The following is a 24,280-nucleotide window of genomic DNA, read 5'->3' as shown; positions in this document are numbered from 1 at the left end:
GGAAAACCGGGTTCGAAACTACTGAAACACGCGATTATAGCCGGAAACTAGAGGTACAACAAACACTTACGCGGAAAAAATCCGGAGGCGGCCTGTCCGCCGGGCATACAATCGTCGTGTCCGGGAGGTTCCACACCGTCATGCCGCCCCTTCGCGCCGCCTCGATGCGCCGCGCGCAGCACCATTTCGCGGCGCTGCTTGCCGGCCTTGCCTGCCTCGTGTCCGCACTGGCGTTTGCCGCGCCGTTGCCGGTGGGCGAACTCGTCGTGCCGCCCGGCTTCCACGTCGAAGTGCTGGTCGACGCGGTACCGACCGCGCGCGAAATGGCGTGGTCGCCACGCGGCATCCTGTATGTCGGCACCCGGGAAGGCCGCGTTCACGCATTCGTCATGCACGAGGGCCGGATCAGTGCGCGCTATGTTGTAGCGTCCGGGCTCGACATGCCCGTCGGCGTCGCCTACCGTGGCGGCGCGCTCTATATATCCGCCGTCTCACGCATTCTGCGTCTGGATCGTATCGACGACCGGCTGGCCACGCCGCCCGCACCTGCCGTCGTCACCGACGCGCTGCCGACCGAACACCATCACGGCTGGAAATTCATCGCGTTCGGCCCCGACGGCAAGCTGTATGTCCCGACCGGCGCACCGTGCAACGTCTGTCTCGCCGATCGCAACCGCTACGCGATCATCGCACGCATGAAGGCGGACGGCAGCGGGAACGAGGTGGTCGCCCGCGGCGTACGCAATACGGTCGGCTTCGCGTGGCACCCCGATTCGGGCGAGCTTTGGTTTACCGACAACGGGCGCGACATGATGGGCGACGACGTGCCCGACGACAAGCTGAACCGCGCACCGCGCGCCGGCCTCGACTTCGGCTTCCCATACTGCCATGGCGGCGACACGCCCGACCCCGAATTCGGCGGCGCCGACGTATGCCGCCGTTATGTGCCGCCCGTATTGAAACTCGGGGCTCACGTCGCAGCACTCGGCATGCGCTTCTATACAGGGTCGATGTTTCCGGCGTCGTATCGCAATAACGTCTTCATCGCCGAACACGGCTCGTGGAATCGCAGCACGAAGGTCGGATACCGCGTGATGCGCGTCGTCGTCTCGGCGGATGGCAGCCAGTCGCGCCAGACCCCGTTCGTCACGGGCTGGCTACGACCCGACGGCACGGTATGGGGGCGCCCCGCCGACGTACTGCCGCTGCCGGACGGCTCGCTGCTTGTCAGCGACGACTACGCGGGTGCGATCTACCGCGTGACCTATGCGGCACCTTGACGCAGGACAGGGATGACCGGGCCCGACCGGGCATCGTAGAATGCGTGCCGGGCCGCGCGCCCGCGCCGGCCCGCCGGCCGCCCATGCCAACGACAATACGCCGCCATCCATGTCCAGCAGCACCGCACCGTCCCGCCGCTTTCGCTCCAAGACGCTCACCGCCGCCCTCGCGTTCCTGCTCGGATCGCTCGGCGCGCACCGCTTCTATCTGTATGGCTTTCGCGACGTGTTCGGCTGGGCGCACCTGCTCGCGACGATCGCCGGCATTCCGGGCTTCCTCCTGCTCGCCGCAACCCAGCGCAGCGCGGGCCTCGGCTGGTGGCTTGCCGTTCCCGGCGCGATCTCGCTGCTGGCGGCGTTCCTTGCCGCGCTCGTCTACGGGCTGCGCCCCGATGAAAAATGGGACGCGCAATTCAACGCGGAGACAGGCAAGCACAGCAAGTCGGGCTGGACCGTGATCTTCGTGGTGATCTTCTCGCTGCTGATCGGTGCCTTCCTGCTGATGACCGCGCTCGCGCTGTCGTTCCAGACGTACTTCGAGTCACAGGTCGAAGCGGCGAAGCAGATTTCGCAGTAAGCGTAACGGCCGCTACGCACAGGCGCCCTGCTTCGGTTTGGCACGCCGGTCAGAACAGGTTCAATTGCGAGTCGTCACGCGACTGCATCGACCGCGTCGCGGCTGAACGAACAGCAACGCGCGGCGCCGCGGCGGCCGGCGCACCGCGAAACTGCGACAGATCGAGAATCCCGTTCGTGCGCTCGTTCAACCCGAGCCGCTTGACGGCCTGGCGGAAACGCTGCCGCAGCAGGTCGGCCCAGATCCCCTCGCCCTTCATCCGTTTCGAGAAATCCGAGTCGTAGTCCTTCCCGCCGCGCATGTCGCGCACGCGGTTCATCACGCGCTCCGCGCGATCCGGAAAATGCGCGGCAAGCCAGTTCTTGAACAGCGGCGCGACTTCCCACGGCAGCCTCAAGATGATGTAGCTCGCATGCGTCGCGCCGGCTTGCGCGCACGCCTCGAGCACGCGCTCCATGTCGGGCTCGGTGACGAACGGAATCATCGGGGCAATGCTCACGCCGACCGGCACGCCCGCCTCGCTCAGCGCACGAATCGTACGCAACCTGCGCGCCGGTGTTGCCGCGCGCGGCTCGAGCGTGCGCGCGAGATCGGCATCGAGTGTCGTGATCGTGACCGCCGCCATCACCTGCCCGCGTTCGGCCATCGGCGCGAGCAGGTCGAGATCACGCTCGATCAGCGACGACTTCGTGATCGCGGCGAACGGCAACCCGCGATCGTGCATCACCTGGATCACGCTGCGCGTGATGCGCAGGTCGCGCTCGACCGGCTGGTAGGCGTCGGTGTTGACGCCGAGCGCGATCGGCTCCGGCACGTAGCGCTTGCGTGAAATCTCGCGCTCGAGCAGTTCGGCCGCATTGACCTTCGCATAGATGCGGCTTTCGAAATCGAGCCCCGGCGACAGGCCGAGATAACTGTGCGTCGGCCGTGCAAAACAATAGATGCAACCGTGCTCGCAGCCGCGATACGGATTGAGCGATACGCTGAATGGAATGTCGGGCGACTGGTTGCGCGTCAGGATGCTCTTCGCACGCTCCTCGAAGACCTGCGTGCGCAGCGGCGCGGGGAAATCGGTATCGTCCGACTCGTGTGTCCAGCCGTCGTCGACCGCTTCGCGCTGCGCGATCTCGTACCGCCCCTGCAAGTTGTCGACCGCACCGCGCCCCTTGCGGGGCACGGGCGGCGCTATCGGAAATTCGCTGTCGGATCGATCGTCCATGTGCCCACCCATTCGCCTGCACCCAATACTGTATATTTATACAGTATTGGGTGCAGGCTGCCAAGGGCGGGATAAAGGGCCCGACGGGCCGCCGCGGGCGCGTCAGTCGCCTACCGCGATCGTCAGCGTCTCCTTGATTTCTTCCATCACGACATAGCTCTTCGACTGCACGGCGCCGGGCAGCTGCAGCAGGATGTCGCCGAGCAGCTTCCGGTAGTCGGCCATCTCGCCGATCCGCGCCTTGATCAGGTAGTCGAAATCACCGGACACGAGGTGACACTCGAGCACCTCGTCGATCTTCATCACTTCGCGGCGGAACTGCTCGAACATGTTGCCGCCCTTGTGGCCGAGCGTGATCTCGACAAACACCAGCAGCGCGGCATCCAGCTGGTGCGGGTCGACCCGCGCGTGATAGCCGGTGATCACGCCATCGCGCTCCATACGCCGCACACGCTCGATACACGGCGTCACGGTCAGTCCAACCTGTTCCGCAAGGTCTTTCATCGCCATCCGGCCGTCGTCCTGCAGCAGTTTCAGGATGCGTCGGTCGAGCTTGTCGAGCGAGCGTACGGGCTGACGTTGCGTTCTCATTTGTTTATGCTGAAAACCTGAAAAATACGATAACAAAACCTACACATTCGACAATACCATAGCGCAAAAAACTAGATCAGCTAGAGGTTACACGGAGACGCAGGTGCGCCCGGCCTCGATCTGGTCCCTTCCATCTGGAGCAGCTATGCGAGTCGTCATTCTGGGCAGCGGTGTGGTGGGCGTGGCAAGCGCGTATTACCTCGCGCGCGCCGGCCATGAAGTCACGGTGATCGACCGGGAAGCCGGCCCGGCGCTCGAGACGAGCTTCGCGAACGCAGGCCAGATCTCCCCCGGCTATGCCGCGCCGTGGGCCGCACCCGGCGTACCGCTGAAGGCCGTCAAGTGGATGTTCGAAAAGCACGCGCCGCTCGCGATCCGCCTCGACGGCACGCGCTTCCAGCTCCAATGGATGTATCAGATGCTGCGCAACTGCACGGCCGAGCGCTACGCGGTCAACAAGGGCCGCATGGTCCGCCTCGCCGAATACAGCCGCGACTGCCTGCAGGCACTGCGCGCCGATACCGGCATCCAGTACGAAGGCCGCACGGGCGGCACGCTGCAACTGTTCCGCACGCAGCAGCAACTCGACGGCGCGGCGAAGGACATCGCCGTCCTGCAGGAAGCGAACGTGCCGTTCGAACTGCTTTCCCCGGCCGACCTGAAGAAAGCCGAGCCGGCGCTTGCCGCCGTCTCGCACAAGCTGACGGGCGGCCTGCGCCTGCCGGGTGACGAAACGGGCGACTGCCAGCTGTTCACGACGCGCCTTGCCGCGCTCGCCGAATCGCTTGGCGTGAAGTTCCGCTACAACACGCCGATCGATGCGCTCGCGATCGCGGGCGGCAAGATCGCCGGTGTGCAGTGCGGCAGCGAAACGGTGCGCGCGGACGCGTACGTCGTCGCGCTCGGCTCGTACTCGACGAGCTTCATCTCGAACCTGATGAAGATCCCCGTCTATCCGCTGAAGGGCTATTCGATCACCGCGCCGATCGTCAACGAAGCGGCCGCGCCCGTGTCGACCGTGCTCGACGAGACCTACAAGATCGCGATCACGCGTTTCGACCAGCGCATCCGCGTCGGCGGCATGGCGGAAATCGTCGGCTTCGACAAGAAGCTGCGTGCCGCACGCCGCGAAACGCTCGAAATGTGCGTGAACGACCTGTTCCCGGGCGGCGGCGACACGTCAAAGGCAACGTTCTGGACGGGCCTGCGCCCGATGACGCCGGACGGCACGCCGATCGTCGGCCGTACGCCGGTGTCGAACCTGTTCCTGAACACCGGCCACGGCACGCTCGGCTGGACGATGTCGTGCGGCTCGGGCCAGCTGCTCGCGGACCTGATCTCGGGCAAGATGCCTGCGATCCAGGCCGACGACCTGTCGGTGCATCGTTACCTGAAGGACGTGGCCGGCCAGACGCGCCCGGCATACGCATAAGCCGACACAGCCCGCGGCCGTGCAAACGGCCGGCATCAAAAAGAACGGCGCCCTTCGGGGCGCCGTTTTCATTTCATCGAATCGCGTTGTCATGCCGGGCAGCGGCGTGATGGTTCATGAGGTGTCACCCTCTTTCCCCGCTGCCGATGGCGAAAAAAGGGGCGCTCGTCGCGCCCCTCTTCTCGTGTGCTTACCGCTGAAGCGGCTTTAGCCTAGCTCGGCTACGAGCTCCGGCACGAGCGCGAACAGATCACCGACGAGGCCATAGTCGGCCACGCTGAAGATCGGTGCTTCCGGATCCTTGTTGATCGCGACGATCACCTTCGAATCCTTCATGCCGGCCAGATGCTGGATCGCACCCGAGATGCCGACCGCGATGTACAGCTGCGGTGCGACGATCTTGCCGGTCTGGCCGACCTGATAGTCGTTCGGCACGTAGCCTGCGTCGACTGCCGCGCGCGAAGCACCCAGTGCTGCCGACAGCTTGTCCGCCAGCGGCTCCAGCACCTTCGTGTAGTTCTCGCCGCTGCCCAGACCGCGGCCGCCCGACACGATGATGCTTGCGCTCGTCAGTTCCGGACGGTCCAGCTTCGTCACTTCACGGCTCACGAACTGCGACTTGCCGGCATCGGCTGCCGCGTCGATCTTCTCGACCGACCCGCTGCCGCCTTCCGCTGCCACCGGATCGAAACCCGTCGCACGCACCGTGATGACCTTGATCGGATCGCTCGACTGCACCGTCGCGATCGCGTTGCCTGCGTAGATCGGGCGCTCGAACGTGTCGGCCGAATCGACTGCCGTGATGTCCGAGATCTGCGCGACGTCCAGCTTCGCGGCGATGCGCGGCGCGATGTTCTTGCCGTAGGCCGTCGCCGGCGCGAGGATGTGCGAGTAGTCCTTCGCGATGTTCAGTGCGGTCGCTTCGACGTTTTCCGCGAGGCCCGCTTCGAGTTGCGGCGCGTCGGCCAGGAGGACCTTCGACACACCTGCGATCTTCGCTGCTGCGTCCGCAGCCGCTTGCGCGTTGTGGCCCGCGACCAGCACGTGAATGTCACCGCCGATCTTCGCTGCCGCCGCCACCGTGTTCAACGTCGCGGCCTTGATCGACGCGTTGTCGTGTTCTGCAATCACCAGAATCGTCATTTCTTTCCGCTCCCTCTTACAGCACCTTGGCTTCGGTCTTCAGCTTCTCGACCAGCGTCTTCACGTCCGGCACCTTCACGCCGGCGGCGCGCTTCGGCGGCTCGACCACTTTCAGCGTCTTCAGACGCGGCGTAACGTCGACGCCCAGGTCTTCCGGCTTCACGGTTTCCAGCGGCTTCTTCTTCGCCTTCATGATGTTCGGCAGCGTCACGTAACGCGGCTCGTTCAGGCGCAGGTCGGTCGTGATGACGGCCGGCAGCGACAGCGACAGCGTTTCCGCGCCGCCGTCCACTTCGCGGGCGACCGTTGCCTTACCGTCGGCCACCGTGACCTTCGATGCGAACGTCGCTTGCGGCAGGCCAGCCAGCGCAGCCAGCATCTGGCCGGTCTGGTTCGAATCGTCGTCGATCGCCTGCTTGCCGAGGATCACCAGTTGCGGCTGTTCCTTGTCCACCAGCGCCTTCAGGATCTTTGCGACGCCCAGCGGCTCGACGCCATCGTTCGATTCGACGAGGATCGCGCGATCCGCGCCGATCGCCAGCGCCGTACGCAGCGTTTCCTGCGCTTGCGTGACGCCCACCGACACGGCGATCACTTCGGTCGCCACGCCCGCTTCCTTCAGGCGCACGGCTTCTTCAACCGCGATTTCGTCGAACGGGTTCATCGACATCTTCACGTTCGCGATGTCGACACCCGTGTTGTCCGACTTCACGCGGACCTTCACGTTGTAATCGACCACTCTTTTCACTGGCACCAGGATTTTCATGCACACGCTCCAAAGTTACGAATACGACCAGAGGCCATTCTATAGCGAGGCCTCATGACTGCGCGGCCAAGCGGACCCAACCTTCGTGGTTGTCGAGGATACCGCTTCTTGGCGACGCGCCAATGATATCGAACGGTCGTTCTATTTTAAAAGAGAAAAAACCCGGACGCAAAGCCCGGGTTTTCGATCATCGACTCTAATCTCGCCGGGCGCCGCGTGCTTCACCTGTTACCAGGCGGCAATGACCGCGCCGCCGAACTTGCCTTCGATGAACTGCTTCACGTCGGCCGAATGATAGGCCGCGACCAGTTTCGCGACCCACGGCTTGTTCCGGTCCGCCTCGCGGATCGCGAGGATGTTCGCGTACGGGCCGTTCGGGCCCTCGATCGCGATCGCGTCCTGTTTCGGTTTCAACCCCGCTTCCATCGCGTAGTTGGTATTGATCGCAGCCGCGTCGACGTCACCGAGCGAGCGCGGAATCTGCGCCGCATCGAGTTCGACGATCTTCAGCTTGCGCGGATTGTCGACGATATCGAGCGGCGTCGCCTTCAGCCCCGCGTCCGCGCGCAGCTTCAGCAGGCCCTGCTTCTGCAGCAACAGCAGCGCACGGCCGCCGTTGGTCGGATCGTTCGGGACCGCGATGCGCGCGCCCGGCTTCAATTCGGCCAGCGACTTCACGCGCTTCGAATAGATGCCCATCGGGAACGTGACGGTATCCGCGACCTTGACCAGCTTGTAGCCGCGGTCCTTCACCTGCGCCTGCAGATACGGATCGTGCTGGTAGCTGTTCGCATCGAGGTCGCCCGACGCAAGCGCGGCGTTCGGCTGCACGTAATCGGAGAATTCGACGATGCGGATGTCGAGGCCGCTCTTCGCCGCGACCTTCTTCACCGCTTCCATGATCTGCGCGTGCGGCCCGCCCGTCACGCCCACCTTGATGGTTTCGGCCTGCGCGTGTGCGCCCGCGAACAGCGAGGCCGCGCCCAGTACCGCCGCGAATTTCAGCATGAAGCGTCGTTGCATCGTGTGTCCCCTGACGGATCAATCTTGTTTTACTTGTGGCTCAGCCGGCGGACGAGCCAGTCGCCGAACGACTGCACGATCTGCACGAACACGATCAGGATCGCGACCACCGTCCACATCACTTCGGGCAGATAGCGCTGGTAGCCGTAGCGGATCCCGAGATCGCCGAGGCCGCCGCCGCCGATCGCGCCCGCCATCGCCGAATAGCCGACCAGCGACACGAACGTGATCGTCAGGCCCGCGACGACGCCCGGCAGCGATTCGGGCAGCAGCACCTTGAAGACGATCTGCGACGTGGTCGCGCCCATCGATTGGGCAGCCTCGATCAGCCCGCGGTCGACTTCGCGCAACGCCGTCTCGACGAGACGCGCGATGAACGGCGCGGCCGCGAGCGTCAGCGGCACGACCGCCGCGGCCGTGCCGATCGACGACCCCGTGACGAGCCGCGTAAACGGAATCACCGCGACCAGCAGGATGATGAACGGCGTCGAGCGGACGGCATTCACAATGCCGCCGAGCACGCGATTCACCGCGAGGTTCTGCAGCACGCCCTGGCGGTCGGTCAGGTAGAGCAGCACACCGAGCGGCAGGCCGACGAGCGCGCCAACCACCCCGGAGATGCCGACCATGATCAGCGTCTCCCAGAACGACTGGACGAACATATCGAACATCTCACTCAACATACGAAAGCTCCTCTACCACCACACCTTGCTCGCGCAGGAACGCGAGCGCCTGGCCGACCTTGCCCGGCTCGCCGCCCGCGAGCACCGCGAGCGAACCGAATGCCTGCCCCTGGATCTCGTCGATCTGGCCGTGCAGGATGTTGAAATCGAGTTCGTACCGGCGGATCGTCTCGGACAGGATCGGCTGGTCGACACCCGAGCCCGTGAACGCGAGCCGCAGCAGATGCCCGCTGCCCGTCTTCAGCCGCTCGGCCACGCGCACCTTCAGCGCGGGCGGCAATTCCTGCGCGATCACGTCGCCGATCAGCGCGCGCGTCACTTCGTGATGCGGCTGCAAGAACACGTCGATCACGCGGCCTTCCTCGACCACGCGCCCCGCATCGAGTACCGCGACGCGATCGCACACCTGCTTGATCACTTCCATCTGGTGCGTGATCAGCACGATCGTCAGGCCGAGCTCACGGTTGATGCGCTTCAGCAGATCGAGAATCGAACGCGTGGTCTCGGGATCGAGCGCGGACGTCGCTTCGTCCGACAGCAGTACCTTCGGCCGGCTCGCGAGCGCGCGGGCGATGCCGACGCGCTGCTTCTGCCCGCCGCTGATCTGCGACGGATAGCGATCCTTCTGCGCGGACAACCCGACGAGGTCGAGCAGCGGCAGCACGGCGGCCTCGATCTCGGCACGGCTTGCGCCGGCCAGTTCGAGCGGCAGCGCGACGTTGTCGAACACCGTGCGCGACGACAGCAGGTTGAAGTGCTGGAAGATCATGCCGATCTCGCGGCGCGCCTCGCGCAGCGCGCCAGCCGGCAGCAGCGTGAGATCGCGCCCGCCGACGACGACATTGCCTTCGGTCGGCCGCGTGAGCAGGTTGATGGTGCGCACGAGCGTGCTCTTGCCGGCGCCGCTTCGGCCGATGATGCCGAACACCTCACCCTGCGGAATCGTCAGGTTGATGTTGCGCAGCGCCTCGACCCAGCCACCCGGCCCGGGAAATCGCTGCGAAAGATTGCGTAATTCGATCATGTAAACAAAACGGCGGCCCGGCTGGCGAGTTGGCCCGCCAGTCGGCCGCCGATGCATCTGGAATAGCCGTCGATTTTACCGCAAACCCCTCATTCCCCTTAATAATCGATTTCGATCTTTTCATAACCGCACGAAATTAGAGGAGCCCCGCTGGCGCGCCGCGACGGCGCCGCGACTATGATCCGGAACACACATGCCAACCGACAGGGGACACGCCAGATGACCGCCACCACTACGCCGGCCGCCGCACTCGCCACCGCCGGACCGGCGACTTCGTCGCCGCCCGCGCCGACCATGGGCCGGCTGCGTACCGCTGACGGGCTCGAACTGGCGTCGTACCGGTGGCCCGCCGGCGACGGCTCCACGCCGCCGCGCGCGACGATCGCGCTCGTTCACGGTCTTGCCGAACACGCGGGCCGCTATGCTGCGCTCGCCGGCCGGCTGAATGCGGCCGGCATCGACGTGCTCGCGATCGACCTGCGCGGGCACGGCCAGTCACCCGGCAAGCGCGCGTGGGTCGAGCGCTTCGACGGCTACCTGAACGATGCGGATGCGCTTGTCGCCGAAGCCGCGCGCGGCAATTCGCCGCTGTTCCTGATGGGGCACAGCATGGGCGGCGCGGTCGCGGCGCTGTACGCGATCGAACGCGCGCCGACGCGCGGCCACGTGCTGACGGGCCTCGTGCTGTCGAGCCCGGCGCTCGCGCCGGGACGCGACGTGCCGCGCTGGATGCTCGCGGTGAGCCGCGTCATCAGCCGCGTATGGCCGACCTTCCCTGCCATCAGGATCGATGCAGCACTGCTGTCGCGCGATCCGGCCATCGTCGCGGCCAATCGTGCCGATCCGCTCGTGCATCACGGCGCGGTGCCCGCGCGCACCGGCGCGGAGATTCTCGACGCGATGGCGCGCATCGAAAGCGGCCGCGGTGGGCTGCGCGTTCCGGTGCTCGTCTATCACGGGACCGAGGACAAGCTGACCGAGCCCGACGGCAGCCGGGCGTTCGGCGCACGCGTCGGCTCGCCCGATCGCACGCTGACGCTATACGAAGGTGGCTTTCACGAAACGATGAACGATCTCGAACGCGATCGCGTGATCGACGCGCTGATCGCGTGGGTTCACGCGCGCGTGCCGGCGCGCTGAGCACGCGCGACACTGGCGGTCAATCGATAATCAGATACCGGCCAGCACGCGCAGATGCGCGACGACGCTGCGCCCGAGCGCGGACAGGTTGTAGCCGCCTTCGAGGCAGCTCACGATGCGGCCCTGCGCATGCCGGCGCGCCACGTCGACGATCTGCGCGGTCAGCCATTCGAAGTCGGCTTCGACGAGGCCGAGGTTGCCGATATCGTCCTCGCGATGCGCATCGAAACCCGCCGACACGAACAGCATCTGCGGCTTGAACGCATCGAGGCGCGGCAGCCAGAACATGTCGACGGCTTCGCGGATCGCCATCCCGTTGCTGCGCGCTGGCATCGGCAGGTTGACCATGTTCGGCGCCTGGTGATCGACGCCCGAGAACGGGTACAGCGGATGCTGGAAGAAGCTGCACATCAGCACGCGCTCGTCATTCGCGAATGCGGCCTCGGTGCCGTTGCCGTGATGCACGTCGAAATCGATGATCGCGACACGCTCCAGACCGTGTACGTCGAGCGCGTGCCGCGCGGCGATCGCGACGTTGTTGAAGAAGCAGAAACCCATCGCACGCGCCGGCTCCGCATGGTGGCCAGGCGGGCGCACGCCGCAGAACGCATTCGCATAGCGACCTTCGATCACCGCGTCGGTCGCCGCGATCGCGGCACCGGCCGCGCGCAGCGCCGCACGCCACGTATCGCGGTTCATCAGCGTATCGGGATCGATCTCGACGTAGCCGTCGACCGGCGTCATGCTCCGGATGTAGTCGATGTGCGCCTGCGTATGCACCCGGCCCAGCGCCACCTCGCTCGCGAACGGCGCGGTTTCGTGCACGATCAGGTCGTCGATGCGGCTCGCGATCAGTTGATCCTGGATCGCCGACAGGCGGGCCGGGCATTCCGGATGCCATTCCCCCATCTCGTGCAGCATGCAGTCGGGGTGCGTATAGAAAGCGGTTGCCATAAGCTGTCATCCGCGGCGCACGGTGCGCCGCAGGTCTCCATCAATGATGTCCATCGTCTGCCGCGAATTCGCCGCTAACTTACCACAACGGGGGCCCGCCACGCCCCGGCGCGCCGGATCCGTCGGGTATACTGCGCCGAACCCAATCGCCTCGTCCGCCCGCTTCGACATGAATTCCAGCAAGCCTGCCGCCCTTCTCTCCGCGCTGTTCCGTGCTCGCGTGCCGCTCGTCGCGGCCGCTGTGGTCGCGGCCCTCGGCACCGCGCCTGCCGGCGCGCAGACGCAACCCGCGAAGTCCTCGGGCAAGCTCGTCGCACAGGCCCAGCCGCAGCAGCCGACACCGCAAGGCCAGACCTTCGAAGAGGAAATTGTTCCGCAGCGTTACGCGAACAACGCGAAGGTCGATGCGTTCATCGACGAGATGGTCAGCCGCAACGGCTTCGACTCCGCGAGCCTGCATGCGCTGTTCTCGCGCATCAGCTATTCGGCGACGGCCGTCAAGCTCGTGAAGCCGGCCCCGTCGCCGACGGTCAAGAACTGGCGGGTCTATCGCTCGCGCTTCATCGAGCCGATCCGCATCAACGCGGGCGTGAAATTCTGGAAGGCGAACCAGGCAACGCTGCAGCGCGCATCCGCGCAATTCGGCGTGCCGCCCGAGGTGATCGTCGGCATCATCGGCGTCGAGACGATCTACGGCCGCTACATGGGCAATTTCCGCGTGCTCGACGCGCTGACGACGCTCACGTTCGACTATCCGGATACGCCGAATCGCGACAGCCGCCAGGCGACGTTCCGCAAGAACCTCGAGGACTTCCTGGTCTGGACGCGCGACAACCAGCTCGACCCGACCACCGTGCTCGGCTCGTATACGGGCGCGATCGGGATTCCGCAGTTCCTGCCGAGCAGCATCCGCGAGTATGCGGTCGACTTCGACGGCACGGGCCATGTCGACCTGCGCAGCAGTCCTGTCGATGCGATCGGCAGCGTCGCGAACTACCTGAAGCAGCACGGCTGGGAAACCGACCGCCCGGTGGTCTGGCAGATCACGCCCGATACGGGCAGCCTGGGGATCGCACAGGCCGCCGCCGACGGCCAGCCCGAACCGCACTGGGCGCTGTCGCAACTGCTGCGCGCGGGCATGACGCTGAACGAGCCGACGGTCAACATCACGACCGAAGGCGGTACCCCTGTGACGGTGGTCGACCTGCCGTCGCCGGGGCGGGCGACCGAGTACATGCTCGGCCTCAAGAATTTCTATGTGCTGACGCGCTACAACCGCAGCTTCTTCTATGCGCTCACCGTGTACCAGCTTGGCGAGGCGGTGAAGGCGCAGATGGAAGCGAGCGGCGCACTTCAGCCGGCCACCGTCGACACCGAGTCGCAATAAGCACCAACCGCTCAAAGAAAAAGCGCCGCACAAGCGGCGCTTTTTTTATCGCACGCGCGTTGCGCGCACCTGCCTGCGTTCAGGCAGGGAACACGCCCGTGGACAGGTAGCGGTCGCCGCGATCGCAGATGATGAACACGATCGTCGCATTCTCGACCTGACGCGCGATGCGCATCGCGACTTCACATGCGCCGCCCGAGGAAATGCCCGCGAAGATGCCTTCGACCGACGCGAGCCGGCGCGCCATCGTTTCCGCCGCGGCCTGGCTCACGTTCTCGACGCGGTCGACCCGGCTGCGATCGAAGATGGTCGGCATGTACGCTTCCGGCCACTTGCGGATGCCCGGAATGCGCGAACCGTCTTCCGGCTGCGCACCGACGATCTCGATCGCCGGATTCTGTTCCTTCAGATAGTGCGACGTGCCCATGATCGTACCCGTCGTGCCCATGGCCGACACGAAGTGCGTGATGCGCCCTTCGGTATCGCGCCAGATTTCCGGGCCCGTCGCTTCGTAGTGCGCAATCGGATTGTCGGGGTTCGCGAACTGGTCGAGGATCACGCCCTTGCCTTCGCGCTGCATCTGGTCCGCGAGATCGCGTGCGAGCTCCATGCCGCCCTTCACCGGCGTCAGGATGATTTCGGCGCCGTAGGCAGCCATGCTCTGGCGGCGCTCGACCGACAGGTCCTCCGGCATGATCAGCACCATCTTGTAGCCGCGGATCGCCGCTGCCATTGCCAGTGCGATACCCGTATTGCCGCTCGTCGCCTCGATCAGCGTATCGCCCGGCTTGATGCGCCCGCGCGCCTCGGCCTTGCTGATCATCGACAGTGCCGGACGATCCTTCACGGAACCCGCCGGATTGTTGCCTTCGAGCTTCGCGAGCACCACGTTGTTGCGCGCGCGAATTTCATCGTCCGGCAAGCGGACCAGTTGGACGAGCGGCGTATTGCCGATCGTGTCTTCGATAGTTTTGTAAGCCATGGATATACCGTGAGTACGAGGCCGATCAATCGATCGATTGTAAACCAGCACCGCTGCTCACGCCGGCAACCCCATTGCGACGATGGAATACGCGTGCCGTGCAACCCGCCGCCACCTACACCGCGCCCACGCAAAAAAACCCGCGGCATGCCGCGGGAAGCCGTCGCAATGACGGCGACTGAAGGAGCTCGTTGTCGGTCGCGCGCGACGCGTTACTTCTGTGCGGTGCGGGCAGGTGGTGCCGCGGGCTTGCCGGGCGGCTTGCCCGGTGCCGGCGGCGTGGCACCCGTGCCGGCCGCGCCGACCGTCAGGCCTTCCTGCTGAAGCCGCTCGACGGTATGGCCGCCCATGCCGTTCACGCGCGACGCGAGATCTTCCGCATTCTTGAACGGACCGCGTGCGCCGCGTTCGTCGAGAATCGCCTTCGCCCGTGCCGGGCCGATGCCTTTGATGCCGACGAGCGCATCCTCGTTCGCGGTGTTGACGTCAACGGCCGCCCAGGCCGACGCGATCGTGCCGAGCATTACCGCTGCGGCCAACCATTTCCTGATCATGTACTGGATCTCCGATGAAAAACGGCCGGCGGCTGCCGACCGTGAGACCCAGTCTATCGATGCAACGCTTCCGCTTAAACCTGGCCAGATAGCCAACGCACATAGCGGTCGACGCCTTCCTGCACGGTCAGGAACGGTGCGTCGTAACCGGCCGCGCGCAGCTTCGTCTGATCGGCCTGCGTGAAGCACTGGTACTTGCCGCGCAGTGCATCGGGGAACGGCACGTATTCGATCAGCCCTTGCTCGACCTGCTGCGCAAGCGTCAGCGGCGGCTGGTTGTCGAGTGCACGTAGCGTGTTCACGACCGTCGACGCGATATCGTTGAACGGCTGCGCACGGCCCGTGCCGAGGTTGAAGATGCCCGACTTCTCCGGATGATCGAAGAAGAACAGGTTCACCTTCGTCACGTCCTCGACCGACACGAAGTCGCGCGTCTGCTCGCCCGGCGCATAGCCGTTGTACTCGCCGAACAGCTTCACCTTGCCCTCCGCACGGAACTGGTTGAAGTTGTGGAACGCGACTGACGCCATGCGCCCCTTGTGCGTCTCGCGCGGGCCGTACACGTTGAAATAGCGGAAGCCGGCGATCTGGCTCTTCGCGGTCGGCAGCACGCGACGGATCACCTGGTCGAACAGGAACTTCGAATAGCCGTAGATGTTCAGCGGCGCCTCGACCTCGCGCTCCTCGACGAAGCGCGTCGATCCGCCGTAGGTCGCGGCCGACGATGCGTACAGGAACTGCGTGCCCTGCGCGAGGCAGGCGTCGAGCACCGCGCGGCTGTAGCGGAAGTTGTTGTCCATCATGTAGCGGCCGTCGGTTTCCATCGTGTCCGAACAGGCGCCTTCGTGGAAAATCGCGCGTACCTTGCCGAAATTACCGCGCGCGAAACGTTCGACGAATTCCGTCTTGTCCAGATAGTCGTCGATCTCGCAATCGACGAGATTCCGGAACTTGTCCGCACGCGTCAGGTTGTCGACTGCGATGATGCGCGTTTCGCCGCGCTCGTTGAGCGCCTTGACGAGGTTCGCGCCGATAAAACCGGCTGCGCCGGTGACGATGAGGGTCATGATCGTCCTGCCTGAAAAGTGCGAGCCATGCGTGCGGCGCGCTCGTCGCGCCACCGCATGCGCTCAGTGAAACAGTTCGTCGTAGTCCACCGTGGCCGTGCCGAGCTTGCCGACCACGATGCCTGCCGCGCGATTCGCGAGCACGACGGCATCGACGAGCGGCACGCCCGCGCCGAGCATCGTCGCGACCGTTGCAATCACGGTATCGCCCGCGCCCGACACGTCGAACACCTCCCGCGCGAGCGCCGGTGCGTGCAGTTCGCCGGTGGCGGAAAACAGCGTCATCCCTTCTTCCGAACGCGTGAGCAGCAGCGCGTCGATGCCGAGTTCCGCGCGCAGCTTCGCGACGCGCGCGCGCAGATCGTCTTCCGACTTCCACTGCCCGACCACTTCGCGCAGTTCAGCGCGATTCGGCGTGATCAGCGACGCGCCGCGATAGCGTGCCCAGTCGTCGCCCTTCGGGTCGACGAGGACGGACTTGCCAGCCGCACGCGCCTTCTCGATCATCGTCGTGACGTGCGTCAGGCCGCCTTTCGCGTAATCCGACATCAGCACGACGTCGTGCTGCGGCAGCAACGCATCGAAGCGCGCGAGCCCCGCGAGCAGCACCTCGTGCGTCGGCATGGCCTCGAAGTCGACGCGCAGCAGTTGCTGCTGGCGCGCGAGCACGCGCAACTTGATCGTGGTAGGCAGCGCCGGGTCGCGCTCGAGATGCGGCGTCACGCCGCTGCTGCCGAGCAGCTCGACGATCCGCTCGCCGGGTTCGTCGCACCCGACGACGCACAGCAACCCGGCCTGGCCGCCGAGCGTCACGGCGTTGCGCGCGACGTTGGCCGCACCGCCGAGGCGCTCTTCCTGACGCTGCACGTGCACGACCGGCACCGGCGCTTCAGGCGAAATGCGATCGACGTTGCCGAACCAGTAACGGTCGAGCATCACGTCGCCGACGACAAGCACGCGCGAGCGCGCGAGCTGCTCGCGCGGCACCGGAACGACTTCGCGAAGAGTATTCATCGTGTGGTCAGCCACGGGTGGACGACTGGGGATCGACATACGGCCGGCCGATCGCGTAGTAGTCGATGCCCAGTTCGGCCATCGCATCCGGCTCATAGAGATTGCGACCGTCGAAGATCACCGGTGCCTTCAGTTCGGCCTTCAGGCGCGTGAAGTCGGGGCTCCGGAATTCCTTCCATTCGGTCACGATCACGAGCGCGTCCGCCCCCGTCACGGCGATGTCCTGCGTCTCGACGAGATGCAGCCGCGCCAGCGCGTCCGGATCGGCGCCGAAATCGAGCGCAAACACGCGCCGCGCCTCGTCGACCGCGACCGGATCGTACGCACGCACGGTCGCGCCGCGTTCGAGCAGCGCGGCGATCAGGCGACGGCTCGGCGCCTCGCGCATGTCGTCGGTGTTCGGCTTGAACGCCAGGCCCCAGACCGCGAACTCGCGGCCGCTCAGGTCGGCGCCGAAGCGCTGCTCGATCTTGCTGATCAGCACGTCCTTCTGCGCATAGTTGGCCGCCTCGACGGCCTCGAGGATACGCAGCGGCTGGCCATTCTCACCGGCCGTGCGAATCAGCGCCTGGACGTCCTTCGGAAAGCACGAGCCGCCGTAGCCGACGCCAGCGTACAGGAAGTGATAGCCGATGCGCGGATCGGAGCCGATCCCGCGGCGCACGGCCTCGATGTCGGCGCCGACCTTGTCGGCCAGATTCGACATCTCGTTCATGAACGAGATGCGCGTGGCGAGCATCGCGTTCGCCGCATATTTCGCGAATTCGGCCGAACGCACGTCCATGTAGATCGTGCGCTCGTGGTTGCGATTGAACGGCGCGTAAAGCTTCTTCATCTTCTCGCGCGCGATCGTGCCCGTCTCGTCGTCGTCGACGCCGATGATGATCCGGTCCGGACGCATGAAGTCTTCGACCGCGGCGCCTTCCTTCAGGAATTCCGGGTTCGACACGACCGAGAAGCGATGCGCGACGCTGCCTGCCAGACCGCGGGCGGCGAGCGCCTCATCGACCACGCCGCGCACGCGCTGCGCGGTGCCGACCGGCACCGTCGACTTGTCGACGATCACCTTGAAGCCCGTCATGTGGCGGCCGATGTTGCGTGCGGCTTCGAGCACGTACTGCAGGTCGGCCGAGCCGTCCTCGTCGGGCGGCGTGCCGACGGCGATGAACTGGATCTCGCCGTGCGCGACGCTCGCCTCGATATCGGTCGAGAAGCGCAGGCGCCCCGCCGCGCGGTTGCGCGCGATGATGTCCAGCAGCCCCGGTTCGTGAATCGGCATCCCGCCGTTGTTCAGGATGTCGATCTTGCGCTGATCGACGTCGAGACAGAAGACGTCGTGACCGATCTCCGCGAGGCACGCGCCCGTGACGAGACCGACATAGCCGGTGCCGATGATGGTGATTTTCATAGATGTTCCGGTACTTCCCGGTAATTGACTAACTTGGCCGCCGGGACGAGCCCGGCGACAACCGCAGCGCGTTGGCTCCGCGTGCCGGGATCAGCCCGGCATCGCAGGTTCGACGCGGCGCGGCGCATAGGTTTCCCAGCCGCTGCATCCGGGGCACTGCCAATAGAAGAGCCGTGCCCGGAAACCGCAATTCTGGCACGTATACCGTGGCAGATTCTTCGTGCGCTGCTTGATCAGCGCACGCATCATTTCAAGTTCCTTACGACGCGGTTCGTCGGCCGCCGCGATTTGCGCATCGAGCAGATGCAGCATCCCCGACAGGTTCGGTGACTTCTCCATCTGCGTGCGCGCGAGCGTGTGCGCCGCATCCTGGCCGCGCAACCCTGCGATGTGCTGGTATGCGATGTCGAGCAGGTCGTTCGACGGATAGCGGTCGATATACCCCATCAGCAGCTCGGCGCCTTCGGCATGCTTGCCGAGCGCGACATACGCCTTCATCAGCTTGTCGGCGACGAGCGGCAGATACGCGGGATTCTGCGCCTCGACGCGCTTCCAGTGCTCGATCGCGGCCGCGTGGTTGCCCTCCGCTTCCGCCGCGTCGCCGGACAGCACCGTCGCGCGCACGTTTTGCGGGTTCACGGCCAGCGCCAGGCGCAGCTGTTCGGCGGCCGCTGCCGCGTTCTTGCGCTGCAGCGCGTCCTGCGCGAGTTCGCAGTGGAACTGGGCAATTTCGACGCCAAGCGGCTTGTCGCTCATCGACTCGATGCGCTTTGCCGTATCGATCGACTTGTTCCAGTCCTTCTCGATCTCGTAGATCGTCAGCAGCGCCCGCTGCGCGCCGAGCGCGTAATCGCCGTCGGCGAGCTTGTGAAACGCCTCTTCGGCACGATCGAGCAGCCCGGCCTTCAGAAAATCCTGGCCGAGTTCGTACAGCGCGTGGTCGCGCTCGTTGACCGGCAGGTCCGTGCGGCTCAGCAGGTTCTGGTGAACGCGGATCGCGCGATCGGTCTCGCCGCGGCGGCGAAACAGGTTGCCGAGTGCGAAGTGCAGCTCGACCGTCTCGGGATCGAGCTTGGCGACCTCGATGAACGCATCGATCGCCTTGTCAGGTTGTTCGTTCAACAGAAAATTCAGGCCGCGAAAATACGATCGCGGCAGGTTGGCACTCTCCGACAGGAGATTCTTCAGGTCATAGCGTGACGCCGCCCAACCCAGCGCGAACGCGACCGGAATCGCGAGCAACCACCAGAAATCCAGATCCATGCGAAATATCGAAGCAGAGACGAAAACCGCGCGATGATCGCGCGGCGTCCGTGTTAAATGACGGGCGGCATCGGCGGCTGGTCGATGACGGCCGGCGTTTCGCGCGCCGCGCGCAGATCGCGCTTCAGGCGCCCGTTCTCGAGACGCAGGCGGAAGATCGAAGGCAGCGCGGACAGCAAGCCGGCCAGCAGCCCCACGGCGAAGAACGCCAGGCCGATCAGGATCAGCGGCGCTTGCCATGAATAGCCGGCAACGAAATTCAGCGTCGCGGTTTGCGTATTGGCCAGCGCAAGCACCAGCAGCAGTACGAACACCAATACCCGGATCAGCCAGACGATAAACTTCATGAAGCCCTCTCTTTGTTGAGGTTTGCCGCGGCGCGCGACTCCCCTTCGTCGCGCCGAATCGACCCGTATTGTAAAGGATGCGTTTCCGCGGCTGCGCAGATCCTGCGCGCCCCCGTTGCGCGGCGATCGCCGGAAATGAAAAAAGCGCCCGCAAGGGGCGCTTTTCTTTTCAGCCTTCGCCGGATGGGTTCCGGGCAAACCGGATGACGCTTAACGCTCGTCGTCCGGATCATCAGCCTTCAGCGGTTCACCGGCACGGCCGTCGACGCGTTCGCGCAATTCCTTGCCAGGCTTGAAGTGCGGCACGAACTTCTCGGGCACCTGCACTTTCTCCCCTGACTTCGGGTTGCGTCCGACGCGCGCCGGGCGACGGTTGAGGCCAAAGCTGCCGAAACCCCGAATTTCAATGCGATGCCCTTTCGCCAGGGCGTCAGACATCGCATCGAGCATCGTTTTCACCGCGAAATCCGCATCCTTGAGGACAAGTTGCGGAAATCGCGATGCCAGCTGCGCGACCAACTCGGATTTGGTCATACTTCAGCAGACCTCGTGAGGCTTACTGGTTCTGGCCGTCGAGCTTCGCCTTCAGCAGCGCGCCGAGGTTGGTCGTACCGGTCGCAGCAGCGCTGGAGTCCGACTGCAGGCCGCGGATCGCTTCCTGTTGTTCAGCCGAATCCTTCGCCTTGATCGACAGGTTGATGCCGCGCGACTTGCGATCGATGTTGATCACCATCGCGTTGACCTTGTCGCCTTCCTTCAGCACGTTGCGTGCGTCTTCGACGCGATCCTGCGAGATTTCCGACGCGCGCAGGTAGCCTTCGATGTCACCCGTCAGCGTAACGACCGCACCCTTCGCATCGACCGTCTTCACGACGCCGTCGACGATCGAGCCCTTGTCGTTCATTGCAACGTAGTTGCTGAACGGGTCGCCTTCGAGCTGCTTGATGCCGAGCGAAATACGTTCCTTCTCGACGTCGATACCGAGGACGATTGCTTCGACTTCGTCGCCCTTCTTGTACTTGCGAACCGCTTCTTCGCCAGCTTCGCTCCACGACAGGTCCGACAGGTGAACCAGGCCGTCGATGCCGCCCGGCAGACCGATGAACACGCCGAAGTCGGTGATCGACTTGATTGCGCCCGTGATCTTGTCGCCCTTCTTGAAGTTGCGGCTGAAGTCATCCCACGGATTCGGCTTGCACTGCTTCATGCCGAGGCTGATACGACGACGGTCTTCGTCGATCTCGAGGACCATGACTTCGACTTCGTCGCCCAGCTGGACAACCTTCGACGGAGCAACGTTCTTGTTGGTCCAGTCCATTTCCGACACGTGGACGAGGCCTTCGATGCCCGATTCCACTTCGACGAATGCGCCGTAGTCGGTGATGTTCGTGACCTTGCCGAACAGGCGCGTGCCCGACGGGTAACGGCGCGAGATGCCTTCCCACGGATCGTCGCCCAGTTGCTTGATGCCCAGCGAGACGCGGTTCTTCTCTTGGTCGAACTTGAGGATCTTCGCGGTGACTTCCTGGCCAACCGACAGGACTTCGCTCGGGTGACGCACACGACGCCATGCGATGTCGGTGATGTGCAGCAGGCCGTCGATGCCGCCGAGGTCGACGAACGCGCCGTAGTCGGTGATGTTCTTGACCACGCCGTTGACGATCGCGCCTTCCTTCAGCGTCTCGAGCAGCTTCGCGCGCTCTTCGCCTTGGGTTGCTTCGATCACTGCACGACGCGACAGCACGACGTTGTTACGCTTGCGATCGAGCTTGATCACGCGGAATTCGAGCGTCTTGCCTTCGTACGGGGTCGTGTCCTTGACCGGACGCGTGTCGACCAGCGAACCCGGCAGGAACGCGCGGATGCCGTTGACCATCACGGTCATGCCGCCCTTCACCTTGCCGGTGATCGTGCCGGTGACGAGTTCGTTGTTGTCGAGCGCCTTTTCCAGCGACAGCCACGATGCAAGGCGCTTCGCCTTGTCGCGCGACAGGATCGTGTCGCCATAGCCGTTTTCGAGTGCGTCGATCGCGACGGACACGAAATCGCCCGACTGCACCTCAACCTCGCCCTGATCGTTCAGGAATTCCTCGATCGGAATGTAAGCCTCGGACTTCAGGCCTGCATTGACGACCACGAAGTTGTGGTCGACGCGCACGACTTCGGCGGAAATCACTTCGCCGGCGCGCATGTCTTGGCGGGTCAGCGACTCTTCGAACAGAGCCGCGAAAGATTCAGTATTCGGGGTAGAGGTTTGCAGGTCGGACATAAAAATCTGATTGTGCATGGATCGCTGTGCCACGCCGGCCGGAATGGCAGACTGAAAGGGCCAGATCGAGGTCCACACGGGGTTAAGGGTTCGAAACACGCTCCGCACTTACGCACGGAGCACCTACCGCTGCCCGCCTTCTCAGGCCGGCTGGCCGAGCGCCCGGTACCACTGCAGCACCTGGTCGACCGCTTCATCGACCGACAGCGCCGACGTATCGAGCAGCTTGGCATCTGCTGCGGGCTTGAGCGGCGCGGCCGCGCGATTGCTGTCGCGCGCATCACGTTCACGAAGATCCCGGAGCAAGTCATCTATATTAGCAGAAAAACCTTTTTGCATCAATTGCTTATGCCGTCTGGTCGCGCGCGCCTCGGCGCTGGCCGTCAGGAACACCTTCAGCACGGCGTCCGGGAAGATCACGGTACCCATGTCGCGCCCGTCCGCAACGAGGCCCGGCGTCTTGCGGAACGCGCGCTGGCGCGCGACGAGCGCGGTGCGCACCGGCCCGTGCACGGCGATCGCCGATGCGCGGTTGCCGACCGCTTCGGCGCGGATGTCGTTCGACACATCGACGCCGTCGAGCTGCGCGCAGCCTTCGCGGAACGTGATGTGGAGATCGTCGATCAGCTTCACCAGCGCGTCGATGTCCTCAGCCTCGATGCCGTAGCGCACGCTCGCGAGCGCGGCGAGCCGGTACAGCGCGCCGCTGTCGAGCAAGTGGAAGCCAAGATGCGCGGCGACGAGCGCGGCGACGGTGCCCTTGCCGGAAGCAGTCGGGCCGTCGATCGTGATGACGGGAGTCGGGTGAAAGGGTCGGGTCGATTTCATCAGAACAGTGGGGTCAGGCTTTGGCGAGCGCGGCGAAGCGGTCGAAATAGTCGGGGAATGTCTTGCCGACGCACTTCGGATCGTTGATCCGCACGGGCACGCCGCCCAGGCTGACGAGCGAGAAGCACATCGCCATCCGGTGATCGTCGTACGTGTCGATCGCCGCGTTCGGCGTGAGCTTTTCCGGCGGCGTGACGACGAGGTAGTCCGGGCCTTCCTCGACGATCGCGCCGACCTTGCGCAGCTCGGTCGCCATCGCGGCGATGCGGTCGGTTTCCTTCACGCGCCAGCTCGCGATGTTGCGCAGCGTGCTCGTGCCGTTCGCGAACAGCGCCGCGACCGCGATGGTCATCGCCGCATCGGGGATCAGGTTGAAGTCCATGTCGATTGGCTCGAGCTTGCCGTGGTCGTGGCCGATGCCGCGCACGTCGATCCAGTCGTCGCCCATCGTCACGTTCGCGCCCATCTGCATCAGCGCGTTCGCGAAGCCGACATCGCCCTGGATGCTCGCCCGCCCCACGCCTTCGACGCGCAGCGGGCCGCCGCCGAGCGCGCCGGCCGCGAGGAAGTACGACGCGGACGACGCATCGCCCTCGACCATGATCCGCCCCGGCGAGCGGTAGCGGACGCCGGCCGGCACGACGAAGCGCTGCCAGCCGTCGCGCTCGACGGTCACGCCGAAGCGCTCCATCAGCCGGATCGTGATGTCGATGTACGGCTTCGAGATCAGCTCGCCATCGACCTCGACGACGATCTTGCCGTCCTTCGCCTTCACGAGCGGCAGCGTCATCAGCAACGCCGTGAGGAACTGGCTCGACACGTCACCGCGCACGCGGATCGGCGCGTCGACGGAAATGTTCGCCGGCTTGATCCGCAGCGGCGGGTAGCCTTCGTTCAGCTCGTAGTCGATCTGCGCGCCAATTTGCCTCAGGCCGTCGACGAGATCGCCGATCGGCCGCTCGTGCATGCGCGGCACGCCGTGCACGCGATAGTCGCCGCCGTTCACCGCGAGCGCGGCGGTCAGCGGCCGCACGGCCGTGCCCGCGTTGCCGAGGAACAGGTCGGCCGTCTTCGCGGTGAATGCGCCCCGCGTGCCCATCACGACGCAGGTGTCGCCATCGCGCGCTAGCTTCACGCCGAGCTTGCCGAGTGCGTCGAGCATCACGCGCGTGTCGTCGGAGTCGAGCAGGTTGGTGATCGTGGTTTCGCCTTCGGCAAGCGCCGCGAGCAGCAGCACGCGGTTCGAAATGCTTTTCGAGCCGGGCAGGCGCACGGTGCCCGATGCGCTGGAGTACGGGCCGAGATCGAGATAGTCCATGGGAATCGTCC

The 24,280-nt window shown here is 65.0% G+C and carries 24 protein-coding genes; 5 read left to right on the top strand and 19 right to left on the bottom strand.

The window, feature by feature from the left end; genetic code table 11:
* Positions 1-140: 140 nt before the first annotated feature.
* Positions 141-1,280 carry a PQQ-dependent sugar dehydrogenase gene (locus LGM56_RS11595; protein ID WP_226204639.1) on the top strand — a complete coding sequence of 380 codons (1,140 nt, stop codon included), beginning with the start codon at positions 141-143 and terminating at the stop codon, positions 1,278-1,280.
* Positions 1,281-1,389: 109 nt separating this feature from the next.
* A complete protein-coding gene (locus LGM56_RS11590) occupies positions 1,390-1,857 on the top strand; it encodes an NINE protein (RefSeq protein ID WP_226204638.1) in 468 nt (155 codons plus the stop codon).
* A 49-nt stretch (positions 1,858-1,906) separates the two neighbouring features.
* On the opposite strand, the gene LGM56_RS11585 is transcribed toward LGM56_RS11590, so the two are convergent.
* Together LGM56_RS11585 and LGM56_RS11580 are read right to left on the bottom strand one after the other, a co-directional pair.
* Complete coding sequence (locus LGM56_RS11585; protein WP_226204637.1) at positions 1,907-3,088, bottom strand: PA0069 family radical SAM protein; 1,182 nt, start codon at positions 3,086-3,088, stop codon at positions 1,907-1,909.
* A 90-nt stretch (positions 3,089-3,178) separates the two neighbouring features.
* Positions 3,179-3,667, bottom strand: a complete 489-nt coding sequence (locus tag LGM56_RS11580) for an Lrp/AsnC ligand binding domain-containing protein (protein WP_011351353.1) — start codon at positions 3,665-3,667, stop codon at positions 3,179-3,181.
* A gap of 145 nt (positions 3,668-3,812) precedes the next feature.
* Between LGM56_RS11580 and LGM56_RS11575 the strand changes: the two genes are divergently transcribed.
* Complete coding sequence (locus tag LGM56_RS11575; RefSeq protein WP_011351352.1) at positions 3,813-5,099, top strand: D-amino acid dehydrogenase; 1,287 nt, start codon at positions 3,813-3,815, stop codon at positions 5,097-5,099.
* 207 nt (positions 5,100-5,306) lie between these two features.
* On the opposite strand, the gene LGM56_RS11570 is transcribed toward LGM56_RS11575, so the two are convergent.
* The 5 genes from LGM56_RS11570 to LGM56_RS11550 all read right to left on the bottom strand — a co-directional run bounded on the left by LGM56_RS11570 (position 5,307) and on the right by LGM56_RS11550 (position 9,738).
* On the bottom strand, positions 5,307-6,242 hold the full coding sequence (locus tag LGM56_RS11570; protein WP_089494340.1) for an electron transfer flavoprotein subunit alpha/FixB family protein: 936 nt from the start codon (positions 6,240-6,242) through the stop codon (positions 5,307-5,309).
* Positions 6,243-6,258: 16 nt separating this feature from the next.
* A complete protein-coding gene (locus LGM56_RS11565; protein ID WP_226204636.1) occupies positions 6,259-7,008 on the bottom strand; it encodes an electron transfer flavoprotein subunit beta/FixA family protein in 750 nt (249 codons plus the stop codon).
* A 228-nt stretch (positions 7,009-7,236) separates the two neighbouring features.
* Entirely contained in the window at positions 7,237-8,031 is a 795-nt protein-coding gene (locus tag LGM56_RS11560; protein WP_226204635.1) for a MetQ/NlpA family ABC transporter substrate-binding protein, read from the bottom strand.
* Between the two features lie 29 nt (positions 8,032-8,060).
* The gene (locus LGM56_RS11555) at positions 8,061-8,714 is read right to left on the bottom strand and encodes a methionine ABC transporter permease (protein ID WP_011351347.1); all 654 of its coding nucleotides are present in this window, start codon (positions 8,712-8,714) and stop codon (positions 8,061-8,063) included.
* Positions 8,704-9,738 carry a methionine ABC transporter ATP-binding protein gene (locus LGM56_RS11550; RefSeq protein ID WP_089430771.1) on the bottom strand — a complete coding sequence of 345 codons (1,035 nt, stop codon included), beginning with the start codon at positions 9,736-9,738 and terminating at the stop codon, positions 8,704-8,706. Before LGM56_RS11550 ends, LGM56_RS11555 begins: the two co-directional genes overlap by 11 nt.
* Before the next feature lie 219 nt (positions 9,739-9,957).
* Here LGM56_RS11550 and LGM56_RS11545 point away from each other — a divergent pair, with 219 nt between their 5' ends.
* The gene (locus tag LGM56_RS11545) at positions 9,958-10,878 is read left to right on the top strand and encodes an alpha/beta hydrolase (RefSeq protein WP_226204633.1); all 921 of its coding nucleotides are present in this window, start codon (positions 9,958-9,960) and stop codon (positions 10,876-10,878) included.
* Positions 10,879-10,908: 30 nt separating this feature from the next.
* Here LGM56_RS11545 and LGM56_RS11540 read toward each other — a convergent pair whose 3' ends face one another.
* Entirely contained in the window at positions 10,909-11,832 is a 924-nt protein-coding gene (locus LGM56_RS11540) for a histone deacetylase family protein (protein WP_011351344.1), read from the bottom strand.
* A gap of 43 nt (positions 11,833-11,875) precedes the next feature.
* Between LGM56_RS11540 and mltB the strand changes: the two genes are divergently transcribed.
* A complete protein-coding gene (gene mltB, locus LGM56_RS11535) occupies positions 11,876-13,219 on the top strand; it encodes a lytic murein transglycosylase B (protein ID WP_226204631.1) in 1,344 nt (447 codons plus the stop codon).
* A 79-nt stretch (positions 13,220-13,298) separates the two neighbouring features.
* On the opposite strand, the gene cysM is transcribed toward mltB, so the two are convergent.
* From cysM to aroA, 11 genes are all read right to left on the bottom strand, one after another.
* Positions 13,299-14,201 carry a cysteine synthase CysM gene (cysM, locus tag LGM56_RS11530; RefSeq protein WP_089494336.1) on the bottom strand — a complete coding sequence of 301 codons (903 nt, stop codon included), beginning with the start codon at positions 14,199-14,201 and terminating at the stop codon, positions 13,299-13,301.
* Positions 14,202-14,413: 212 nt separating this feature from the next.
* On the bottom strand, positions 14,414-14,755 hold the full coding sequence (locus LGM56_RS11525; protein WP_226204629.1) for a ComEA family DNA-binding protein: 342 nt from the start codon (positions 14,753-14,755) through the stop codon (positions 14,414-14,416).
* 74 nt (positions 14,756-14,829) lie between these two features.
* Positions 14,830-15,822, bottom strand: coding sequence for an ADP-glyceromanno-heptose 6-epimerase (gene rfaD, locus LGM56_RS11520; protein WP_226204627.1), 993 nt, complete (start codon positions 15,820-15,822; stop codon positions 14,830-14,832).
* 63 nt (positions 15,823-15,885) lie between these two features.
* Positions 15,886-16,836, bottom strand: a complete 951-nt coding sequence (gene rfaE1, locus LGM56_RS11515) for a D-glycero-beta-D-manno-heptose-7-phosphate kinase (protein WP_011351339.1) — start codon at positions 16,834-16,836, stop codon at positions 15,886-15,888.
* Between the two features lie 7 nt (positions 16,837-16,843).
* On the bottom strand, positions 16,844-18,244 hold the full coding sequence (locus tag LGM56_RS11510) for a UDP-glucose dehydrogenase family protein (RefSeq protein ID WP_226204625.1): 1,401 nt from the start codon (positions 18,242-18,244) through the stop codon (positions 16,844-16,846).
* A 90-nt stretch (positions 18,245-18,334) separates the two neighbouring features.
* Positions 18,335-19,507, bottom strand: a complete 1,173-nt coding sequence (gene lapB / locus LGM56_RS11505) for a lipopolysaccharide assembly protein LapB (protein WP_089424802.1) — start codon at positions 19,505-19,507, stop codon at positions 18,335-18,337.
* 53 nt (positions 19,508-19,560) lie between these two features.
* Positions 19,561-19,854, bottom strand: a complete 294-nt coding sequence (locus tag LGM56_RS11500; RefSeq protein ID WP_021157458.1) for a lipopolysaccharide assembly protein LapA domain-containing protein — start codon at positions 19,852-19,854, stop codon at positions 19,561-19,563.
* A 210-nt stretch (positions 19,855-20,064) separates the two neighbouring features.
* Complete coding sequence (locus LGM56_RS11495; RefSeq protein ID WP_006486894.1) at positions 20,065-20,388, bottom strand: integration host factor subunit beta; 324 nt, start codon at positions 20,386-20,388, stop codon at positions 20,065-20,067.
* 22 nt (positions 20,389-20,410) lie between these two features.
* On the bottom strand, positions 20,411-22,123 hold the full coding sequence (gene rpsA / locus LGM56_RS11490; protein ID WP_011544885.1) for a 30S ribosomal protein S1: 1,713 nt from the start codon (positions 22,121-22,123) through the stop codon (positions 20,411-20,413).
* A 141-nt stretch (positions 22,124-22,264) separates the two neighbouring features.
* Complete coding sequence (cmk, locus tag LGM56_RS11485; RefSeq protein WP_039343267.1) at positions 22,265-22,951, bottom strand: (d)CMP kinase; 687 nt, start codon at positions 22,949-22,951, stop codon at positions 22,265-22,267.
* 13 nt (positions 22,952-22,964) lie between these two features.
* Positions 22,965-24,269 (bottom strand): 3-phosphoshikimate 1-carboxyvinyltransferase, encoded by a 1,305-nt coding sequence (aroA, locus tag LGM56_RS11480; RefSeq protein ID WP_089494332.1) that lies wholly within the window; start codon positions 24,267-24,269, stop codon positions 22,965-22,967.
* Positions 24,270-24,280: the final 11 nt, after the last annotated feature.

This window comes from Burkholderia sp. AU38729, from assembly GCF_020419725.1.
Lineage (GTDB): Bacteria > Pseudomonadota > Gammaproteobacteria > Burkholderiales > Burkholderiaceae > Burkholderia.
Note: the sequence above shows the minus strand (reverse complement) of the source record. Positions and strands in the feature narration are given on the sequence as shown.

Bases quoted from the DNA above. Each gene is read 5' to 3' on its own strand.
- LGM56_RS11595 (WP_226204639.1), top strand. From the start codon at position 141: ATGCCGCCCCTTCGCGCCGCCTCGATGCGCCGCGCGCAGCACCATTTC.
- LGM56_RS11590 (WP_226204638.1), top strand. From the start codon at position 1,390: ATGTCCAGCAGCACCGCACCGTCCCGCCGCTTTCGCTCCAAGACGCTC.
- LGM56_RS11585 (WP_226204637.1), bottom strand. From the start codon at position 3,088: ATGGGTGGGCACATGGACGATCGATCCGACAGCGAATTTCCGATAGCG.
- LGM56_RS11580 (WP_011351353.1), bottom strand. From the start codon at position 3,667: ATGAGAACGCAACGTCAGCCCGTACGCTCGCTCGACAAGCTCGACCGA.
- LGM56_RS11575 (WP_011351352.1), top strand. From the start codon at position 3,813: ATGCGAGTCGTCATTCTGGGCAGCGGTGTGGTGGGCGTGGCAAGCGCG.
- LGM56_RS11570 (WP_089494340.1), bottom strand. From the start codon at position 6,242: ATGACGATTCTGGTGATTGCAGAACACGACAACGCGTCGATCAAGGCC.
- LGM56_RS11565 (WP_226204636.1), bottom strand. From the start codon at position 7,008: ATGAAAATCCTGGTGCCAGTGAAAAGAGTGGTCGATTACAACGTGAAG.
- LGM56_RS11560 (WP_226204635.1), bottom strand. From the start codon at position 8,031: ATGCAACGACGCTTCATGCTGAAATTCGCGGCGGTACTGGGCGCGGCC.
- LGM56_RS11555 (WP_011351347.1), bottom strand. From the start codon at position 8,714: ATGTTGAGTGAGATGTTCGATATGTTCGTCCAGTCGTTCTGGGAGACG.
- LGM56_RS11550 (WP_089430771.1), bottom strand. From the start codon at position 9,738: ATGATCGAATTACGCAATCTTTCGCAGCGATTTCCCGGGCCGGGTGGC.
- LGM56_RS11545 (WP_226204633.1), top strand. From the start codon at position 9,958: ATGACCGCCACCACTACGCCGGCCGCCGCACTCGCCACCGCCGGACCG.
- LGM56_RS11540 (WP_011351344.1), bottom strand. From the start codon at position 11,832: ATGGCAACCGCTTTCTATACGCACCCCGACTGCATGCTGCACGAGATG.
- mltB (WP_226204631.1), top strand. From the start codon at position 11,876: ATGATGTCCATCGTCTGCCGCGAATTCGCCGCTAACTTACCACAACGG.
- cysM (WP_089494336.1), bottom strand. From the start codon at position 14,201: ATGGCTTACAAAACTATCGAAGACACGATCGGCAATACGCCGCTCGTC.
- LGM56_RS11525 (WP_226204629.1), bottom strand. From the start codon at position 14,755: ATGATCAGGAAATGGTTGGCCGCAGCGGTAATGCTCGGCACGATCGCG.
- rfaD (WP_226204627.1), bottom strand. From the start codon at position 15,822: ATGACCCTCATCGTCACCGGCGCAGCCGGTTTTATCGGCGCGAACCTC.
- rfaE1 (WP_011351339.1), bottom strand. From the start codon at position 16,836: ATGAATACTCTTCGCGAAGTCGTTCCGGTGCCGCGCGAGCAGCTCGCG.
- LGM56_RS11510 (WP_226204625.1), bottom strand. From the start codon at position 18,244: ATGAAAATCACCATCATCGGCACCGGCTATGTCGGTCTCGTCACGGGC.
- lapB (WP_089424802.1), bottom strand. From the start codon at position 19,507: ATGGATCTGGATTTCTGGTGGTTGCTCGCGATTCCGGTCGCGTTCGCG.
- LGM56_RS11500 (WP_021157458.1), bottom strand. From the start codon at position 19,854: ATGAAGTTTATCGTCTGGCTGATCCGGGTATTGGTGTTCGTACTGCTG.
- LGM56_RS11495 (WP_006486894.1), bottom strand. From the start codon at position 20,388: ATGACCAAATCCGAGTTGGTCGCGCAGCTGGCATCGCGATTTCCGCAA.
- rpsA (WP_011544885.1), bottom strand. From the start codon at position 22,123: ATGTCCGACCTGCAAACCTCTACCCCGAATACTGAATCTTTCGCGGCT.
- cmk (WP_039343267.1), bottom strand. From the start codon at position 22,951: ATGAAATCGACCCGACCCTTTCACCCGACTCCCGTCATCACGATCGAC.
- aroA (WP_089494332.1), bottom strand. From the start codon at position 24,269: ATGGACTATCTCGATCTCGGCCCGTACTCCAGCGCATCGGGCACCGTG.